General features: G+C 67.1%; 20 protein-coding genes. 5 read left to right on the forward strand and 15 right to left on the reverse strand.

Annotated features, from left to right (window positions below):
- Positions 1-40: 40 nt before the first annotated feature.
- The 3 genes from pdxH to AC3FKH_RS05565 all read right to left on the reverse strand — a co-directional run bounded on the left by pdxH (position 41) and on the right by AC3FKH_RS05565 (position 4573).
- On the reverse strand, positions 41-679 hold the full coding sequence (gene pdxH / locus AC3FKH_RS05555) for a pyridoxamine 5'-phosphate oxidase (protein ID WP_483708851.1): 639 nt from the start codon (positions 677-679) through the stop codon (positions 41-43).
- Positions 680-763: 84 nt separating this feature from the next.
- Positions 764-1969 (reverse strand): MFS transporter, encoded by a 1206-nt coding sequence (locus AC3FKH_RS05560; RefSeq protein ID WP_488673860.1) that lies wholly within the window; start codon positions 1967-1969, stop codon positions 764-766.
- A gap of 249 nt (positions 1970-2218) precedes the next feature.
- The gene (locus AC3FKH_RS05565; RefSeq protein WP_488673606.1) at positions 2219-4573 is read right to left on the reverse strand and encodes an AsmA family protein; all 2355 of its coding nucleotides are present in this window, start codon (positions 4571-4573) and stop codon (positions 2219-2221) included.
- Between the two features lie 178 nt (positions 4574-4751).
- Between AC3FKH_RS05565 and tcdA the strand changes: the two genes are divergently transcribed.
- Positions 4752-5624, forward strand: a complete 873-nt coding sequence (gene tcdA, locus AC3FKH_RS05570; protein WP_488673608.1) for a tRNA cyclic N6-threonylcarbamoyladenosine(37) synthase TcdA — start codon at positions 4752-4754, stop codon at positions 5622-5624.
- Here tcdA and AC3FKH_RS05575 read toward each other — a convergent pair.
- Entirely contained in the window at positions 5621-6199 is a 579-nt protein-coding gene (locus AC3FKH_RS05575; RefSeq protein WP_488673610.1) for a P-loop nucleotide/nucleoside kinase family protein, read from the reverse strand. The genes tcdA and AC3FKH_RS05575 overlap by 4 nt on opposite strands.
- A 157-nt stretch (positions 6200-6356) precedes the next feature.
- On the opposite strand from AC3FKH_RS05575, the gene AC3FKH_RS05580 reads away from it, so the two are divergent.
- Positions 6357-6800, forward strand: a complete 444-nt coding sequence (locus AC3FKH_RS05580; protein WP_488673611.1) for a bacteriohemerythrin — start codon at positions 6357-6359, stop codon at positions 6798-6800.
- A 2-nt stretch (positions 6801-6802) separates the two neighbouring features.
- On the opposite strand, the gene AC3FKH_RS05585 is transcribed toward AC3FKH_RS05580, so the two are convergent.
- Both AC3FKH_RS05585 and trxA read right to left on the reverse strand, forming a co-directional pair.
- Positions 6803-7186 (reverse strand): cupin domain-containing protein, encoded by a 384-nt coding sequence (locus AC3FKH_RS05585; protein ID WP_488673612.1) that lies wholly within the window; start codon positions 7184-7186, stop codon positions 6803-6805.
- A 79-nt stretch (positions 7187-7265) separates the two neighbouring features.
- Positions 7266-8111 carry a thioredoxin gene (gene trxA, locus AC3FKH_RS05590; protein ID WP_488673613.1) on the reverse strand — a complete coding sequence of 282 codons (846 nt, stop codon included), beginning with the start codon at positions 8109-8111 and terminating at the stop codon, positions 7266-7268.
- A gap of 199 nt (positions 8112-8310) precedes the next feature.
- Here trxA and AC3FKH_RS05595 point away from each other — a divergent pair, with 199 nt between their 5' ends.
- Positions 8311-10023, forward strand: a complete 1713-nt coding sequence (locus AC3FKH_RS05595) for a long-chain fatty acid--CoA ligase (protein ID WP_488673615.1) — start codon at positions 8311-8313, stop codon at positions 10021-10023.
- A gap of 25 nt (positions 10024-10048) precedes the next feature.
- On the opposite strand, the gene AC3FKH_RS05600 is transcribed toward AC3FKH_RS05595, so the two are convergent.
- Together AC3FKH_RS05600 and AC3FKH_RS05605 are read right to left on the reverse strand one after the other, a co-directional pair.
- The gene (locus AC3FKH_RS05600; RefSeq protein ID WP_488673617.1) at positions 10049-10849 is read right to left on the reverse strand and encodes an ankyrin repeat domain-containing protein; all 801 of its coding nucleotides are present in this window, start codon (positions 10847-10849) and stop codon (positions 10049-10051) included.
- Between the two features lie 16 nt (positions 10850-10865).
- Complete coding sequence (locus AC3FKH_RS05605) at positions 10866-11654, reverse strand: gamma-glutamylcyclotransferase (RefSeq protein WP_488673619.1); 789 nt, start codon at positions 11652-11654, stop codon at positions 10866-10868.
- 225 nt (positions 11655-11879) lie between these two features.
- On the opposite strand from AC3FKH_RS05605, the gene AC3FKH_RS05610 reads away from it, so the two are divergent.
- The gene (locus AC3FKH_RS05610) at positions 11880-12200 is read left to right on the forward strand and encodes a hypothetical protein (RefSeq protein ID WP_488673621.1); all 321 of its coding nucleotides are present in this window, start codon (positions 11880-11882) and stop codon (positions 12198-12200) included.
- A gap of 45 nt (positions 12201-12245) precedes the next feature.
- Here the strand turns inward: AC3FKH_RS05610 and AC3FKH_RS05615 are convergent, their stop codons facing one another.
- The 7 genes from AC3FKH_RS05615 to AC3FKH_RS05645 form a co-directional block, all read right to left on the reverse strand.
- Positions 12246-12593 carry an FKBP-type peptidyl-prolyl cis-trans isomerase gene (locus AC3FKH_RS05615; RefSeq protein ID WP_011297011.1) on the reverse strand — a complete coding sequence of 116 codons (348 nt, stop codon included), beginning with the start codon at positions 12591-12593 and terminating at the stop codon, positions 12246-12248.
- Positions 12594-12677: 84 nt separating this feature from the next.
- Positions 12678-13226 (reverse strand): YaeQ family protein, encoded by a 549-nt coding sequence (locus AC3FKH_RS05620; protein ID WP_483731480.1) that lies wholly within the window; start codon positions 13224-13226, stop codon positions 12678-12680.
- A gap of 126 nt (positions 13227-13352) precedes the next feature.
- Positions 13353-13661, reverse strand: a complete 309-nt coding sequence (locus AC3FKH_RS05625; RefSeq protein WP_211948713.1) for a hypothetical protein — start codon at positions 13659-13661, stop codon at positions 13353-13355.
- Between the two features lie 110 nt (positions 13662-13771).
- A complete protein-coding gene (locus tag AC3FKH_RS05630) occupies positions 13772-14359 on the reverse strand; it encodes a YceI family protein (protein WP_488673623.1) in 588 nt (195 codons plus the stop codon).
- Between the two features lie 13 nt (positions 14360-14372).
- Positions 14373-14759, reverse strand: coding sequence for an MAPEG family protein (locus tag AC3FKH_RS05635; RefSeq protein WP_488673625.1), 387 nt, complete (start codon positions 14757-14759; stop codon positions 14373-14375).
- Between the two features lie 62 nt (positions 14760-14821).
- Positions 14822-15064 (reverse strand): RNA-binding S4 domain-containing protein, encoded by a 243-nt coding sequence (locus tag AC3FKH_RS05640; protein ID WP_483731484.1) that lies wholly within the window; start codon positions 15062-15064, stop codon positions 14822-14824.
- Positions 15064-16824 carry a glutamine--tRNA ligase/YqeY domain fusion protein gene (locus AC3FKH_RS05645; protein WP_488673627.1) on the reverse strand — a complete coding sequence of 587 codons (1761 nt, stop codon included), beginning with the start codon at positions 16822-16824 and terminating at the stop codon, positions 15064-15066. The genes AC3FKH_RS05640 and AC3FKH_RS05645 overlap by 1 nt, the downstream gene beginning before the upstream one ends.
- A 254-nt stretch (positions 16825-17078) precedes the next feature.
- Between AC3FKH_RS05645 and AC3FKH_RS05650 the strand changes: the two genes are divergently transcribed.
- Positions 17079-18518, forward strand: a complete 1440-nt coding sequence (locus AC3FKH_RS05650; protein ID WP_488673629.1) for a CoA transferase — start codon at positions 17079-17081, stop codon at positions 18516-18518.
- The last annotated feature ends 2 nt before the right edge of the window (positions 18519-18520 follow it).

Genomic DNA, 18520 nt, shown 5'->3' on the forward strand with positions numbered 1-18520 from the left:
CCCACTTTAGGACAATTCGCCGAAATGTGCTGTGCACCCATCAGGGCGACAGCCGCACGATCTTCCAGCCGTCGGCGGCGTCCAGCCGGTACGCGATGCGGTCATGCAAGCGCGACGGCCGGCCCTGCCAGAATTCGAGCGCGGTTGGAACCAGTCGGTAGCCGCCCCAGTGTGCCGGTCGGGGCGGGTTCTCGCCAAACTTGGCGCGGTACTCCGATTCGCGCTGCTCGAGCACATCGCGTCCAGGCACCTCCCGGCTTTGCTCGGAGGCCCAGGCGCCCAGCCGCGAGCCCAGCGGGCGCGAGGCGTAGTACGCGTCGCTCTCGTCGTCCTCGACCTTTTCCACGCGCCCTTCCACGCGCACCTGGCGCTCGAGCTGCACCCAATGGAACAGCAGCGCGGCGCGCGGGTTGGCGGCGAGGTCCAGCCCTTTGCGGCTCTCGTAGTTGGTAAAGAAGGTAAAGCCCTTGTCGTCCATGCCTTTGAGAAGCACGATGCGTGCCGAAGGCTGGCCGTCGGCGCCGACGGTGGCCAGCGTCATCGCATTGGGCTCGGGGAGCTTGGCGGTCACGGCCTCATCGAACCAGCGTTTGAACTGGGCCATCGGGTCGGCCGCCACTTCCGATTCGTTCAGGGAGCCCAGGACATAGGTACGGCGGAGGTCAGCGAGTTGAGTCATGTCGCATTCGGTTGGAATCAGCCGGAAATCCGGTTGATTTCAGTATAGCGAATGCGCTGCAAGCCGCATTTGTGTGCCGGCAAATCAATGCGTCGGCGGCGCAAGTTCCGCTGGCGCGGCGCGTGACTGCCGCCGGGAATAGAGGCCCGCCATGCCCATGGCGCCCGCCATGGACAGGAAGATGGGCAGCATGCCCAGCGCCGTGCCGACCACGCCGAAGGTGAGCGGCCATACCACCTGGCTGGTGTTGAGGACCGCCGAGCGCAGTCCCAGCGCCTCGCCGGCACGGCCGCTGGGCGAGGCGGTGTGAAGGATATTCATGACGTTGGGCTGGGCACTGCCCAGCGCCAGGCCAAGGATGAAGGCCAGGCCGCACATCATCCAGAAGTGGGCGACGAACGGGTAGACCAGGTAGGCCGATGCGCCCACCATCAGCGCGATCCGGATGATCTTCCACTCCGACAGGCGGCGCGACACCATCGGCATGGCCACGCGAATCGCGAACGTGGCGATCGCGAACGCGCCCAGCACCCAGCCGATCGACGATGGCGACAGGCCGATGCGCGAGCCCTGGATCGGAATCAGGAACGCGTGCAGGTCCCAGGCGGCCGACAGGACCGCGCTGGCGACAAAGACGGCGCGAAGTTCGGGATGCTGCAGCAGGTCCAGCGTGGAGCGGCGGCTGCCATCTTCGATGGCGATGCGACCGGCGTTGCCACCCTGCTCGGGCAGGCGTGGGCGCACCCATTGCAGTCCGGCCTGTCCGGCCAGCGCGACCGCGACCAGCACCAGGAACGCCGGCCGGAATCCCGCATGCTCGATCACGTAGCCCATGACCACCGGGCCGAGCGTGCCCGACACCGACATGCCGAGCGCGTGCAGCGTGTAGTTGCGCAGGCGCGTGTCGTTGGTGGAAACCTGGCCGATCAGCAATTGCATCGCGACCTGGACGAGCATGAAACCCACGCCGATCAGCGCGCAGGAAACGTAGAGCGCGGCAATCTCCTGCCATACCGCCGGCAGCAGCGTGCCCGCCACGACCATCAGCGAGCCAGCCATCATCGGCTTGCGCGGACCGATCTCGTCAATGCGCTTGCCGGCACGGATCGCGAGCAGCATGGGCAGCAGCGCGTAGAGCGACATCAGCAAGCCCAGCGTCACGGTCGACGCCTTCAGGGAAATGGCAAACAGGGACACCACCACGCGGCTGGCATTGAACGCCACGTGGTTGCACACCGTCAGTGCGATCAGCCAGCTGATCGGCGGGACGGCGGCATGGGGCAGCGTCATGGGGGCGGGCGGCGAATTCGGCTTTTTGTTGCCGGTTGCAGCGAGCAACAAAAAAACAAGGGCGGCCATGGGCCGCACCTTCGGAAGGGCGCCGTTGCCGGCACCCGGAGTGTGCCATTTGTTTGATACATCTTGTAAATGGCCGTTTAATTATGCGCCCGCTATGGGCGTGGCACAACGCAGAATCGACCTGTACCGAAAATTCACGCCAGGAGTGTTGTGAATTTGCAGCGATGAAGGTCGAGGGCGTCAACCGCCCTTGTAGAGCTCGGTGTCGTTGGCGGGGCGGTTGACCGGCGGCGCCGCAGGCTGCCGCGCCGGTGGCCGAGCGCCATCGGCGGCTTGCTGGGCCGGCGGGGAGGTAGCCGACTGTGCCTGCTCAGCCTGCTTGGCTTGCCCCTTCGCGCTGTCTGGCTGCCCCGGCTTGCGCAGTTCCGCGGCCACGGCACTGGCCGCGTTGGGTGCCTTCGGGTCGCGGTAGGTCTTGCCCGGCGGCGGCGCGGTCGGGCGATCGTGCAGTTCCGCCAGCAGGCGGCCGCACTGGTTTTCCTTCGAGGACGACAGGTCCACCAATGGCACCACGGCTGTGGCCACGGGTGCCGCGAGCGCCAGGGCCAGCGCACCGCCGGCCCGCAGCGCGAGGATGCCGATATCCGGGCTGACGCGCGGCTTCTTCAGCGTACCGCCGACATAGAGCGGCGAGCGCAGCGAGAAGATCCGCATACCCTTCGAGTCAGGGTGGATCGTCATCGCCAGCTTTTCACTGTTCAGGTCGATGGCTCCGACGGCATTGATCTCGGCGTCCTGCGTATCGAGCGTGAACGTGCGCGCGCGTGCGATGCCGTTGGTGAAGGCGAAATCGCCCACGCCGCAGTTGATCTGCACGGGTTTGTCGCCGAACAGCTTCGAGATGATGACGCTCCCCACGTTAAGGCCCATCGCTTCCAGCAGGAACTTGCTCACCGTGCCGTTTTCCACCAGCAGCTTGGCTTCGCCATTGGAGGATCCCAGCAGCGCACCCACCGAATTCCCGGCTGCCGACAGTTTGGCGCTGCCGTTCATTTCGCCGATGCTGGCGCGCATCGACTGCACCGTCGGGAACAGCTGCTTGAGCTTGAGATGACGCGCGCGCATGTCGATCTTCGCGCCCATCGGCTCGCGCTTGCCGTCGAGCTGGATGGTGGACACGAGGTTGCCGCCGGCCACGCCGAAGTTGAGCGGGTCGAGCAGCAGCACTGCATCCGTGAGCTTCAGGTGCGTCACCAGGTCGGTGATCGGCAGTCGTTCATCGCGGATGATCCGCTTGCCGGTGAAATGCACGTCGGCATCGATGGCGTCCCAGCGCTCGGTGCGGAAAGGTGCCACCGGCAGGGCCTTGTCGGCCGGCTGCCGCACGTTGCTGTCCGGCGCCGGTTTGCCCGGTTTCGCATTGGCGCCGATCAGCGGTGCCAGGTCGACGAAGCGCAGTTCGTTGGAGACCAGCTTGCCCTCCAGCAGCGGCCGCGGCGCGCGTTGCGTGTAGGTCAGCGTGCCGCTCAGGTCGCTGCCGCCCACGCGGCCGGTAAAGTCGCGGTACGCATAGACCGAGGCACCCTTGTGGATCGTCCCTACCAGGCGGCCGCGCGTTTCGTACGGCGGCGTGGAGGGGAGCACGATGCCGGTCAGCGCGTACAGCTTGGCCATGCTGTCGCCCTGCAACTGCAGGTGGACATCCAGCGCAGCGAGATGCGCGGGATCGGTCAGCGTGCCTTCGATGACAGCCCGGGTCGCGCCGACCCGCACATCGGCCAGCAGCGGGAACGGTACGTTGATATTGCGCAGGCTCAGCACGTTGCCGGCTTTCCCGCTGGCATTGATGGTGGCTTCGTTGTAGCGGCCCGTAGCCTTCCAGCGCAGGCCATAGCGCTGGTTGCCGGCTACGGCATTGGCCGGTGGACCGGACGCGGAAGGGACGCTTGCAGCCGATGGTGCAGGTCTGCCGGCCGGCGCGGAGGCGCTCGGCACCACCAGATCGCCGTCGCGCGCCTTGTCGTATACCGCTTCATTGCCAATGGTGTCGACCGTCGCCTGCAGGTCGATTTTCTGCGCCTGGTCGGACAGCGCCAGGTTGCCGCGCGAGAGCACGACTTCGCCGATATCCAGGTGCCAGGAAGAAGGTTTTTTCTTGGGGCCGGTATCAAAGGTCCAGTTGTTGCGGTTGTCGGCCAGCCGTTCGAGCCATACCGCCGGGCTGTCGATGACGATGGTCGGCACCGCGATCTCGTGGGACAGCAGCGGCAATGGGCGCAGCACGAAGATCAGCTCGCGCACGGTCGCGATGTTCGGCGACTGGGTCCAGTCCGGGTTGCCGACGGTGATGTCGCGCGCCGACAGCCGGGGCCACGGGACAAACGTATGCCAGCCGGTCTCGCCTTCGGCCGAGCGCCAGGTGACGGTGAGGTCGCCGTTGATCGCGAACGGGCGACCGATGGCGTCCGATACCCGCTCGTTCAGCCAGGGCTTGAAGCGATTCCAGTCGAAGGTCAGGATCACGACGAGCAGCAGGGCAATCAGCAGGATCGGCGTCAGCGCTGCCCAGAGAATGACCTTGCGGCGCACCGGCATGGGTAGTCTCCTGTGGGAGGGCGCCCGGCAACGGCAACCTGTGCGGCGGACGGGCCACTACGTCTATTGTATAGTTGCGCGCTTCGCTTACCTGTCGGGGGATGGCTGACACGGTGGCGTGCGCGCCATGCCACGCCAGCATGCTTTTCCACCCACTTTCCCCGCACTGACTGCCAGCATGAACGACGCTGTCTCCCGCTCCCGCCAGCCCGAATTGCCCGAGCCGCTGATCCACGAAAGCCCCGCCGATGACGATTACCACCGGCGCTTCGGTGGCGTTGCCCGGCTCTACGGCGCTGCCGGTCTGGCGCGGCTGGAAGCCGCCAGTGTCTGCGTGGTGGGCATCGGCGGCGTCGGCAGCTGGGCCGCCGAAGCGCTGGCGCGCAATGCGGTCGGGCGCATCACGCTGATCGACCTGGACCATATCGCGCTGTCCAATACCAACCGGCAGATCCACGCGCTGGGCGATGCCTACGGGCGTGCCAAGGTCGAGGCCATGGCCGAACGCATCCTGGCAATCAATCCGCGCTGCCGCGTCACGCAGGTCGATGACTTCGTCACGATCGACAACGTGGCCGGGCTGCTGGGCAGCGGCCATGACTACGTGATCGACGCCATCGACGCCGTGCGCGTCAAGACCGCCATGCTGGGCTGGGCGCGCCGCGAGGGCGTGCCCGTCATCACCTGCGGCGGCGCGGGTGGCCAGTTCGACCCGACGCGCGTGCGCATCGACGACCTCGCCCGCACGATCCAGGATCCGCTGCTGGCCAAGGTGCGCGGTAACCTGCGCAGGGACTGGGGCTTTCCGCGCGACCCGAAGAAGAAGTTCGGCATTGCCGCGGTCTATTCGGACGAGCCGCTGCAATATCCCGAACCCGAGCAGCAGGCGTGCGAGCTCGACGAAGCGCCGCCGGCAGCGGCCGTGGCGCCGGCATCGGGCCCGCAGGGGCTGGCCTGCGCGGGCTTTGGCTCCTCGGTGGCCGTGACCGCGGTGTTCGGCTTCGTGGCGGCGTCGGCCGTGATCGGCGCTATCGCCAGAGGCGACGTCTAAGCGCTCAATGCGCGCAGCAGTGCGTCCGTTTCCGCCTCGCCGGGCGCGAGGTTGTTGAAGTAGACGAGTTCGGGGTATTCCGCCGGCACGGGCATAAAGCGGCGCGTGCGGTAGGCGTCCCAGTGCGCCAGCTTGTAGGCGTCATTGGGATTGCCACGCTGGACGATGCGGTCGTGCGCATCGTCTTCCGGCAGGTGGACCCACACGATGTGGACGTCGGTTCCGGGCGGGACCTTGAGCCAGGCCGGATCATGAAGCTGGTGGGCTTTCACCTCGCGCGACAACGGGCCGATCACCAGCACGCTGATGCCAAGGGCCAGGTTTTCACGCGCGGTGTCGAGCAGCCCCTGATATTCCGGGTCGCGCAGGTTTTCCAGGTAAGCCGGGCTGTCCCGGTCATTCGGGTCGCCGGTAATGGCGGCCATGGCCGCTGCGCTGTAGCGGCCGTACAGCGTGTCCTTGTCGAGCAGGCAGAACGGCTCGCCGGTGGCCTGCATCAGCGGGCCGATCAGGCGATGCGCCAGGGTGGTCTTGCCGGTGCCGGCATGGCCGCAGAAAAAGATCAGTCGTGGCATGTGGGAAGTCTCGGCTCGGAGGGCCGCGGGGGCGGCGCAACGGGAAGCATAACCTCCCGCGCGTTCCGGGAGGATTTGCGCAATATCAGATGCCGCGGGGCTGAATTCGGTATCCTTTCCGTTTCTTTTCGTGCCGCCCGCCGTGCCAGCCCCATCCATGGATTCCAAAGACCAGCTTTCCACAGACGGCCTGCCTGCCCACCTCATGCTGGGCGAACCCGTCACCGATGCCACCCATGCGGAATTCGTGCAGTTGCTGGATGCCGTCGCGCGCGCGGACGACGCCGGTTTCCTGCCCGCCATGGACGAATGGATCGAGCACACGCGGCATCATTTCGCCCAGGAAGAAACCTGGATGGAGGCCATGGACTTCGGCCCGCGGCATTGCCACGCCGGCGAACACAAGCAGGTACTGGCCGTGGCCCAGGCCGTGCGCGACAAAGTCGTCAGCGACGGGGAACTGGATCTTGGCCGCCGCCTGGTGGCCGAGCTGTCCGGCTGGTTCGACCACCACGTCAAGTCGATGGACACCATGATGGTCGAGCACATGCGCGAAAACGGCTTCACGCTGATCGAGGCGCCGGCCGGCCAGCCGGCCTGAATTCAGGCGGGGCGCGCCGCCTCGCGGTCGATCACGACGAAATACTTGCGCACCGGTTCGAGCACTTCGAACAGGCCGGTGAAACCGGCGGGAATCACGCAGGCATCGCCCGGGCCGAACTCGCTGGCCGCGCCGGCGTCGTCGCTGATGCGAATGCGCCCGCTGACCACGTGGAAGAATTCCTCCTTGCCGGCCGGGAAGGCAATGCGCCAGGACCCCGGCTCGCACGCCCACATGCCGCAGTCGAAATCGCCATGCCGCGCGCTGTAGTGCGTCCAGGTGGTACGGTCGGGGTTGCCCGCGACCAGGCGGTCAGGGCGAGGGCGGTCGTGGCTCGGCGCGGGCGCGGCGGCTTGGAAATCGATCAGGCGCACGGAGGCAGTCATGGCGGGTTTGGCGGTTATGGCGGGCGCAATGCCGAAAATCAGGGCCGCCAGTTTACCGCGCCACGTCGTCCAGTGGCCGTCAGTTGAGCGAGGTGCTCAGTTGCCGGCGCCAGCGCGACACCACGTCGGGCTGGTCGGCGAGCATGTCGAACACCGAGAGCATGGTCTTGCGGCCGATGTCGTCCTCGAAGCCGCGGTCCGCGCGCACGATGGCCAGCAACTGCTCCAGCGCCGGTTCGTACTGCTGCCGCGCGATCAGCAGCCGTGCTAGGTCCAGGCGGCCGGAAAGGTCATGCGGGTCGGCCGCGACGCGGTTCGTCAAGGTCTGCTCGTCGGGCAGGTCGGCCACGCCCTTCATGGCGTCCACGCGCGTGCGCAGGGCGGTGTAGGCGTCGTCCTGCGGAGCTTGTGCCGACAACTTGCCGAATTCGGCTTCCGCCTCGGCAAGCGCATTGCCGTCGAGCAGGAAGCTGATATATGCGAAGCGCGCCGCATCGGAACCGGGGTCCAGCGCCAGCGCCGCCTGGAAGGCATCTCCGGCAGCCTGCCGGTCTCCGGCCGCGGCCAGGTTCCTGGCCTCGTCCAGTGCCAGTAGCGCGGGGTCCGGCGTGAGGCGCGACAGGAACTCGCGCAGGCCCGATTCCGGCAGCACGCCGGTGAACTGGTCGACCGCCTGCCCGTCGGCGAAGGCCACCACGTGCGGAATGCTGCGTACGCCGAAGTGGCCGGCCAGTTCCTGGTTTTCGTCCACATTTACCTTGACCAGCTTCCACTGGCCGTCGGCTTCCGCCTCGAGCTTTTCCAGCATCGGGCCGAGCGTGCGGCAGGGGCCGCACCACGGCGCCCAGAAATCCACGAGAACCGGGGCCTGACGCGAGGCCTCGATCACTTCCGGTTCAAAATTCTGCAAGGTGACGTCGCTCATGGCAGCGGGGCCTGTCGGGCAGGCGTGGAGTTCTGTAATACAGCGATTGTGAGGGCAAGGGCGCCAAATGCAACCGCACCAGCCCGACATCCGGAGCGTGATTGGGGAAAGCCATCGATTGAAAATAGAACGATCGTTCGGTTATAGTCGATGACACCCTTACAAACAGGTCGCCAAAGACCGTTCAGGAGACTCTTCGATGCAGACCCTTGCTCGCCCGCATTTCCAGTTCTGGCCCAAGCGCGTGCCAACCGCGATCGTGCTGCCGGAGACGTCGCTCTGGTACAACCTGGAGGTTTCCGCACGCCGCTATGCGGACAAGGCGGCCATTCGCTACTTCGGCAAGACTGTCACGTTCCGCGAACTGGAGGCGCAGGCCACCGCGCTGGCGGGCTGGCTGCAGCAGAAGGCCGGCGTGAAGAAGGGCGACCGCGTGCTGCTGTACATGCAGAACTGCCCGCAGTTCCTCATCAGCTACTACGCAATCCTGCGCGCGGACGCCGTGGTGGTGCCGGTCAACCCGATGAACCGGGCCGAAGAGTTCAAGCACTACGTCACGGATGCCGGTGCGCGCGTGGCCATCTGCACTGCCGACCTGGGCGCCGGTGTCGAGCAGGCCCAGTCAGAGCTGGCTCCGGCCGATCGGCTGCAGCATTTGCTGGTGTCGCAATATTCGGACGCCTTGCCAGCCACCCACGAGCATCCCGAAGACGCCCCGGCCGCCTGGCTGACGACGCAGCATCCGTTGCCGGCCGGCGCCACGCCGTGGGCCGAAGCGCTTGGCGCAGGCTTGCGGCCGGGGCCACATACGGCCGGCCCCGACGACATGGCGGTGATGCCCTATACCTCCGGCACCACCGGCTTCCCGAAGGGCTGCATCCACACGCACCGTTCTGTCATGCACAACATCATCGGCGGCTCGACGTGGTCAGGGAGTGGCGCGGAATCGGTGATCCTGTCGGTGCTGCCGCTGTTCCACGTGACGGGCATGCAGTACGGCATGAACGGCCCGATCTACAGCGGCGCCACGGTCGTGATGCTGCCGCGCTGGGACCGCGAGGTGGCCGGGCGCCTGATCTCGCGCTACCAGGTCACGCACTGGACCAACATCCCGACCATGGTGATCGACTTCCTGGCCAGCCCCAACCTGCCGGAGTTCGACCTGTCCAGCCTGCGCTACATCGGCGGCGGTGGCGCGGCCATGCCGCAGGCCATTGCCGAGCGGCTGCGCGACCAGTTCGGGCTGAACTACCTGGAAGGCTATGGCCTGTCGGAGACCATGGCACCGACGCACAGCAATCCGGCGGATCGCCCCAAGCTGCAATGCCTGGGCGTGCCGACCTTCAATACCGATGCTCGCATCGTCGATCCGGTCACGCTCGAGGAACTGCCGTCCAACGAAGTCGGCGAGATCATCGTGTCGGGCCCGCAGGTGTTCAAGGGCTACTGGGGGAAGGAAGACGCCACGCGCGACGCCTTCATCCAGTTCGACGGCAGGACCTTCTTCCGCACCGGCGACCTCGGGCGCATGGATGAAGAGGGCTACTACTTCATCACCGACCGCCTCAAGCGCATGATCAATGCCTCCGGCTTCAAGGTGTGGCCGGCCGAGGTGGAAAACCTGCTGTACAAGCATCCGGCGGTGCAGGAAGCATGCATCATCGGCACGCGCGACGCGTATCGCGGCGAGACCGTGAAGGCCGTGGTGGTGCTGCGTGCGCAGGCCAAAGGCAAGACCACGGCCGAGGACATCGTCGAGTGGGCCAAGGAAAACATGGCGGCCTACAAGTACCCGCGCGTGGTCGAGTTCGTCGATGCCTTGCCCAAGTCCGGCACGGGCAAGGTGATGTGGCGCCAGCTGCAGGAAACCGAGAACGTGCGCACGGCCGACGCGCAGAAGCCGGCCGCCTGAGGCGGCGGAACAGGGCGCGCCGAGGTCAGTGACCGCGTGCGCGCATGAGGATCTTGACCATCGACTTGTAGCCACGCTCGCGCGCATGGCGCGTGGGCGACACGCCTTCGCGGTCCGCCAGGTTGGCGTCGGCACCGGCGTCGATCAGCAACTGCACGATCTCTTCATAGCGCGCGCTGCCATCGCCGAGGATCACGGCCTCGAGCAGGGCCGTCCAGCCAAGCTGGTTGACGTGGTCCACGGCAATGCCCTTCTGCAGCAGCAGCTTCACCACCTCGACATTGCCGTGCTGGCAGGCCGCGATCAGCGCGGTGCCATCGTAGCGGTCCGTGCTGGCCAGGTCCGCGCCATGCGACAGCGAGAGCCGCACTACCTCGACCTGCCCCGTGGCGGCCGCCAGCAGGAACGGGCTGTTGAACTCGGCGTCCTTGCGATTGACGTCGGCGCCGGCCAGAGTCAGCGTCCTTGCCACGTCGCCGCGCCGGTTGTAGACCGCCGCCAGCAGCGCGCTGCGACCCCGTTCGTCGACAGCCTGCGCCGAGGCGCCGGCTGCCAGCAGGCGGTTGACGAGTTCCAGATCGCCCCCGGTCGCGGCGGTGATCAGGTTGCGGTCCAGTGCGGTGATCCCTTCCGAGTGATTCGGGACGTGGGCGCCGTTGCCGTGTGGGCCGCGTGACGAGCCCGCTTCCTCCGAACTGCGGGCGGGGCGTGCCGCCAGCGTCTGCCCACCCTGGCCGGCCAGCAGGGCGCCACAGCTCAGCAGGCCCATCAGTCCCAGCATTTCGGCAAGCGCGTGGCGGCGGGTGCGGACAAAGGGGCGCGTCATGGCATTCGCTCCTGGGTCAGACGGTCTCGTGCGGGCTTGCCGGCGCGGGCAACGGCGCCTCTTCGCCAGCAGACTGCGACGGATGGGCCGACCCGCCATGACCGCGTTGCGCATCGGCGGCGTCATGGTCCTGGAGCTGGCGCCACAGCCGGCCGAGGTAGGGGTCGTCGACGCCATTGGTGGCCAGGCCCAGCAGCGTTTGCTGCAGATACTCGCGCGCCGGGCCATAGAGGCCGACGGCGTGACGCAGCCGCTCCACCACGCTGGCGTCGGGCAAGCGCCCTGCATAGCCCTCGTGGTCACGGTTCATGACGAAGGCCAGCGCACGCTGCTCGGGGCCGTCCGGACCCTCGGCGGGGCCGGTGCGGATGCGCAGCCAGCGCGGATGGTAGGCGCCTGTCAGCATCTCGCGGCGCCACAACAGCCGGAATTCCTGCTCGACCACGTGGCTCGGAATACGGAAGACCATGCCGTGGCAGCAGCCGCCGCGGTCGAGGCCAAGCACCAGCCCCGGGTTGTCCCACGTGCCGCGGTTGATACGGGAGTAAAGATAGAAGCCGCGATGGTAGCCATGCACGGTGGCGCGCTGGCGTTCGGTATGCACCACCATCGGGTTCCAGATCAGCGAGCCGTAGCCGAAGACCCAGACATCGCCGTGGAGGGCGCAGTCATCGGGGCGGCTGGCCAGTGCCTCGTGCAGGGAACGCTCGAAGGCTTCCACAGGCAACAGGGCGGACGCGACCGGCGTGCTGCACAGCGAGGTGCGCAGCCGATCCGTTTCGAGGTCCTGTCGGGTGATGGCCATGTTGCCAGCATAATGCAAAGTCGGCCGACGGGCGGGGCCAGGAAGCGGCACGAGCGCCATATTGGGTCGATGGCAGGCAAGGGTGTGGGCGCCAGGCAACGCTCGATCCGCAACGGCCGCCTTGTCCTCGATCAGGCCGGCTTGTGTTGAGGCCGGTTCGGACTGGCTCAGCCTGCCACCTAGTCTCTACAATGGCGGCATCATCACGACCTTGGAGAACCGGCAATGGCGCGTACGCTTACGGTGGTGTTCGGCAACGGCAAGGAGTTCGAATTCTCGATCGGCCAGGCGGAACTGGCGGCCGTCGGGGAAGAGGCAGCGTGGCGCTGGTTCGACAAGGAGTACACCGAGCTGGACTGCCAGGCGTCGAGCCCGGTCGGCAAGGTGCTCGTGATCGACAAGATCCTGAACGTGGCCAAATTTTCAGGGGAGTCGCGCTTTGCAAGCGATACCGCGTGGGCACAGGACTATGCCCGCCACGCGGCGCGCCTGCTGGAACGCGACAAGGTCCGGGTCGATGTCGGCAACGCCGCCATCGGTTTCTGAGGCCATCCACAAGCGAAGCGGGCAGCGCCCGCCTCGCCGCCGGCGTCAGACGCCCAGCAGTTCCACTTCGAACAGCAGCGTGGCGTTGGGCGGAATCACGCCGCCGGCGCCGCGTGCACCATAGCCGAGGTCGGCCGGGATCACCAGGCGGCGCACGCCGCCAACCTTCATGCCCTGCACGCCTTCGTCCCAGCCGCGGATGACATGGCCGGCGCCCAGCGGAAACACGAACGGATCGTTGCGATCCTTGCTCGAATCGAACTTGCGGCCGGCCTGGCCGTTTTCGTACAGCCAGCCGGTGTAGTGCACGGTCACGTGCTTGCCGGCAACGGCTTCGGCGCCGGAACCGACGGTGGTGTCTTCGTACTGCAGGCCAGACGGGGTGGTTTGCATGGTGTGATTCCTTCCGGTTGGTGCATAAAAATGCGGTTGGAGCGGGGAGCTGAGCAGGCCGGTGCGCAGTGCGCACCGGCCTGCTCAGCTTTCGGCGCGCTGGAGCACGTCCAGCGTCAGTTGCACGTTGCGGTCATCGTCGCTGACCCAGATTTCGCCGTCCTGGATCGTCACGGACAGGCGCATGGCACGTTGGGCCAGCGCAGCCAGCGCGTCGACCGCGTCAGTCGGCACATTGTAGATCGTCACATTGCGCAGCTTGCCCGCCTTGCCGGCCATGCCCTTCCACCACTCGCGCGCGCTGGCGCCGTTGTAGGCGTAGACCGTGACGCGGTCAGAACGGGCGGCCGCGCGCTTCAGCCGCGATTCGTCGGGCTGGCCGAGTTCCACCCAGTGCTCGATGTCACCGGTCAGCTTGCGGTCCCACAAATCGGGTTCGTCGGGTTCGTCCAGGCCGCGCGTGAAGGCGAGGGTCTCGCTCGCCTCGCAGGCAAAGGCCAGCAGGCGCACCATCATGCGTGCGTCGTTCTCGGACGGGTGCTGGGCGATGGTCAGCGTATGGCTGCCGTAGTACGGCCGGTCCATGTCGGACACCGACAGTTCGGCTTTGAAAATGGTGGATTTGAGCGCCATGGAGAAAGGGATACGGCACGCGTCGTGCGACGCGAAAGGCCGCATCATACGTGAATCGGGCGGCCGGCCATATGTCCGGGCCCGACTCCGGCGCGGGCTGGCTGGCGCCTGGCCAGCCGGCGGGGGTCAGCGTTTGCGGTAGTCGCTGAGGTAGAAGCGCAGCAGCGCCGACATCAGCACCGTCGTCAGGAAGGCCGCCGCGACCACCATGGCGTTCCCGGCAGGGCTGTCGAGCTGGCCGGCCAGCGTGAGGCGGAACAGCCAGGTTCCGACCGTCATGGCCAGGAACGGCAGCAGCAGCGCGCCGCGGCCGTAGGTGCGCACCGCCCAGAGCGGGAAGCGCCGCAGGAATTCGAGAGGGATGGCGCACAGCAGGCAGGCGCCGGACGCCGCCAGCGCGGCGGCCACGATGTCGCCCGAGTGGATATCGATCATTGTCTGTCTCGCGTCGCCGGCACGCAGGATGCGACGCGCGGCAGGCAATTGTAGGGAAGCCAACCGCCGATTCTACAAAAAAATCCCGGCGTAAAGGTGATCGGATGCCGTCACGGCGCAGCCGAATCCGCGGGCGACGCCTCGACGGAGATCTGCAGGGTTACGTTATCGCCCACTTCCGGCAGGAAGCGCGTGATGCCGAAGGTGCTGCGCACCACGGTGGCGTGGAAGTCACCGCCGCAAACCTTGCGGCGGATGCCGAACAGCGAGATTTCGCCGCAGCTGAAGCGATCGACCTCCAGCCGCAGCGGCAGCGTCGTGCCGAGCAGGCTGAGTTCGCCTTCCACCGCCACGAGCTTGCCGTTCTCGACGATGAAGCGGTTGGCCCGCAGCCGGGCAACCGGGGAATTGGCGGCATCCAGGAACTGTGGCGAACGAAGCACGCCGTCGAGGCTGCGGTTGCCGCTGTCGATCGAAGCCGTTTCCACGGTGAAGTCGATGCCGCCGGCGCCCGTGGCGGGGTCATAGACGATCCGCCCGTCGATCTTGCCGAAGCGCCCGCGCACCGTGGTGCGGTCGAAGTGGCTGGCGGCGAAGTAGACGCTCGTATGCGTCGGGTCGACGGTGTAGGCGACCGGGGCAGCGACAGTGGCCCCGCTCAGGGCGGCCAACAGCCACGCAAGGCAACGCGTGCGCATGGCGGGGCGTTCCTTAGTTATGCACGAAGACGGGCAACAGGAAGATGCCGACCACCGACAGGAAGCCGATGGTCCAGCACAGCGTGCGCAGCGTGGCGCGATCGGTCAGGTAGCACACGGTGTAGAGCACGCGCGCAACGATGAAGACCATCGCCAGTTCGTTGATGCGAGCCTGGGGCGCCTGCAGGTGGGTGGCGATCAGCACTGCCGCGGCAAAGAAGGGGAACGCTTCGAAATGGTTGCGGTGCGCCAGGTCGGCGCGGCGCGCGCGGCCGCTCTGGCGCTCGAGCCAGCCGCGCGGGTCGTGGTTGTCAAAGGCCTTGCCGCCGGCCTTGGCAATGGCCACGGTCACGACGGGAAGGATGCCCGCCACGAGGACACACCAGAATGCGATCGGCATGGTTCCGTCCTTCCGTGAAGCTGTATTCCTGGCAGCGGCCGCGCCGCTGCCGACCCCAGCCGTCAGGCCGCGACCACCCGGATGTCGATGCCGGACAGGCTCACGACCTGGCCAGCGCGAATCTTGGCAGTCTTGCGCGATTCGGGCTCGCCGTCCACCGAGACTTCACCGGCGGCGACCAGCGCCTTGCCGGCGCCGCCGCTGTCGCACACACCCGCCAGCTTGAGCAGGTCGTTGAGCGCGATGAACTCGCGATCGAGCGGGAACGTGATGACCTGCACCTGGGGTTTGCCTGCCTTTGCCATCACTTGCCCCAGCTGTCCTTCAGTCCGACGATGCGGTTGAAGACCGGCTTGCCCGGCTGCGAATCGACGCGGTCGGCGACGAAGTAGCCGTGGCGCTCGAACTGGAAGCGGTCTTCCGGCGCGGCGTCGCGCAGGCTCGGCTCGAGGTAGGCGGTGATGACCTGCTTCGAGTCCGGGTTCAGCGCTTCCAGGAAGTTCTTGCCGCCGGCATCCGGGTTGGGGTCGTTGAACAGGCGGTCGTACAGGCGCACTTCGCATTCATAGGCCGCTGCGGCGCTGACCCAGTGGATCACGCCCTTGACCTTGACGCTGTCCGCGCCCGGCGTGCCGCTCTTGGTGTCGGGCAGGTAGTTGGCATGCACCGCCACCACGTTGCCATCGGCGTCCTTGTCCACGCCGGTGCACTCGATCACGTAGCCGTACTTCAGGCGCACCTTGTTGCCCGGGAACAGGCGGAAATAACCCTTCGGCGGCGTCTCGTTGAAGTCCTCGCGCTCGATCCACAGCTCGCGCGAGATCGGGAACACGCGCTTGCCCAGCTCCGGCTTCTTCGGATGCACGGGCGCCGAGCATGCCTCGGTCTGGCCTTCGGGGTAGTTGTCCAGGATCAGCTTGAGCGGATCGAGCACGGCCACGCCGCGCGCGGCGCGTCCGTCCAGGTCATCGCGCACCGAGCCTTCGAGCGTGCTCATGTCGATCCAGCTGTCCGCCTTGGCCACGCCGACGCGGTCGCAGAACAGCTGGATCGACTCCGGCGTATAGCCGCGGCGGCGGATGCCGACGATGGTCGGCATGCGCGGATCGTCCCAGCCATCCACGCGCTGCTCGTCCACCAGCTGCTTGAGCTTGCGCTTGCTGGTGATCGCGTAGGTGAGGTTCAGGCGCGCGAATTCATACTGGTGCGGCAGCGGATCGCGGAACACGCCGCAATCGCGCAGGTGTTCGAGCACCCAGTCGTACAGCGGGCGGTTGTTCTCGAACTCGAGCGTGCACAGCGAATGCGAGATGTTCTCGATCGCATCCGAAATGCAGTGCGTGAAGTCGTACATCGGATAGATGCACCACTTGTCGCCGGTACGGTGGTGGTGCGCATGGCGGATGCGGTACAGAACCGGATCGCGCATGACGATGTTGGGCGCGCTCATGTCGATCTTCGCGCGCAGCACGTGCTCGCCGTCCTTGTACTTGCCGTCGCGCATGTCGCGGAACAGCTGAAGGTTTTCCTCGACGCTGCGGTCGCGGAACGGCGAAGGCTTGCCCAGTTCGGAGAAGTTGCCGCGGTGGGCGGCGATCTGCTCGGCGCTCTGGCTGTCGATGTAGGCCGCCCCGCGCTCGATCAGCTTCTCGGCGAACGTGTAAAGCTGGTCGAAGTAGTCGCTTGCGTAGTGCAGGTGCGGCTGGCCGCCCGGGGTCTTGTTGTCCCAGGAGAAGCCCAGCCAGTGCACCGCGTCGATGATCGAGTCGACGTATTCGGTGTCTTCCTTGACCGGGTTGGTGTCATCGAAGCGCAGGTGGCAGCGGCCGCCGTAGTCGCGCGCCAGGCCGAAGTTCAGGCAGATGCTTTTGGCGTGGCCGATATGCAGGTAACCGTTCGGCTCCGGCGGGAAGCGGGTGATGACGGTCGGCAGCGGCTCGCCCTGGCTGTCCTGGCGGCCGGCATAGGTGCCGGCGGCGAGGTCGTGGTCGATGATGCTCCGCAGGAAGTTGGAGGCTGCGGGCGAGGCGGGCGTGCTGTCGGTAGGCTTGTTGTCGTGGCTCATGGTGGCGCCGTGTGGCGGCTGGATGGACCGCTCGGTCTTCAGTGTTGCGTGGCGGATTGCCAATTTCGTGATTTTACCGTGCCAGCGGCGCCACCCGGCGCAAGCGTGCGGGTTTGTGCCCGCTTTTGTGTGCCGCGCTGTCCCGGGCGGTCCGCCAGGGCAGCCGAAAGTGACGTCCGGGGGTAGCATGGAGGCCGGACGTTCACCGGCCGGCTGGCCTCGCCCCAGCCGCCATCTTTCCGGGGTTTGCCGCCATGACTGCCAGTTTCGATACCGCTTCCGTTCCCGTCGCGCCCGCTACCGTCGCCGCCGGCTTGTGGCAAGGCGTCGGCCTACCCGCCGAAGCACTGGACAACCTTGACCTGACGGGCGCCGATCCGGTGCTTCCGTCCAGCTTTGCCGTCGGCACGGCGGCGCAGGCCAGCCTGGCAGCCTCGGCACTCGCCGCCGCGGCGCTATGGCAGCAGCGCACCGGACGCTGGCAGAAGGTGGCCGTGGACATGCGCCACGCCATCACCGAGTTCCGCAGCGAACGCTACCTTCGCGTGGATGGCGGCGCGGCGCCGGAGCTGTGGGACAAGATTGCCGGCGTCTACCGCTGCGGCGACGGCCGCTGGGTCCGCCTGCACACCAATTTCCCGCACCACCGCGATGGCGTGCTGCGCCTGCTGGGCTGCGCCCATGACAAGGCCGCCGTGCAGGCGGCGCTGGGCAAGTGGGAAGCCGAGGCATTCGAGGCCACGGCCTCCGACGCCGGCCTGGTCGTCGCGGCCATGCGGAGCTTCGATGAATGGGACCGGCACCCCCAGGCCGAGGCGTTGCGCGGGCTGCCGCCGGTCACGCTGGAGCGGATCGGCGAAGCGCCACCGCAACCAATGCCCGCGCTGCCAGCGGCCGAAGGGCGGCCGCTTTCTGGCGTGCGAGTCCTCGATTTCACGCGGATCATCGCGGGTCCCGTGGCCGGACGCACGCTCGCGGCACATGGCGCCGACGTGCTGCTGGTCACGGCGGCACACCTGCCGTCGATTGCGCCGCTGGTCATCGATACCGGCCGCGGCAAGCGCAACTGCGAGCTCGACCTGCGCGATCCCGACGACAAGCGCACGCTGCACAAGCTGCTGCACGGCGCCGACGTCATGATCCAGGGCTACCGGCCCGGCGGCCTCGCGGAACTCGGCGTTGGCCCGGAGGCCGCGGCCCGTGCGCGGCCGGGGCTGGTCTATGTGTCGTTGAGTGCCTATGGCCATGTCGGCCCGTGGTCGGGCAAGCGGGGATTCGATTCGCTGGTGCAGACGGCCACAGGCTTCAATCATGCGGAGGCCCAGGCTGCCGGTGACGATGTGCCACATCCGTTGCCGGCCCAGGTACTCGACCACGCCGCCGGCTACCTGCTGGCTTTCGGCGCCATGGCGGCACTGCACCGGCGCGCCATCGAGGGCGGCAGCTGGCACGTACGCGTGTCGTTGGCGCAGGTCGGGCAGTGGCTGAGGAGCCTGGGACGCGTGCCGGCCGGGTTGCAGGCGCCCGAGCAAAAGATCGATGACGTGGCAGATCTGCTGGAAGTCCTGCCATCAGGCTTCGGCATGCTGACCGTGGTTCGTCACGCCGCGCAGTTGTCGGAAACGCCTGCCCGTTGGGTCCTGCCATCGGAACCGCTCGGCACGCACTCGGCGGAATGGCTGCCGCGCGGGTGATG

This window comes from Cupriavidus sp. 21MJTG02-4 (genome assembly GCF_057798975.1).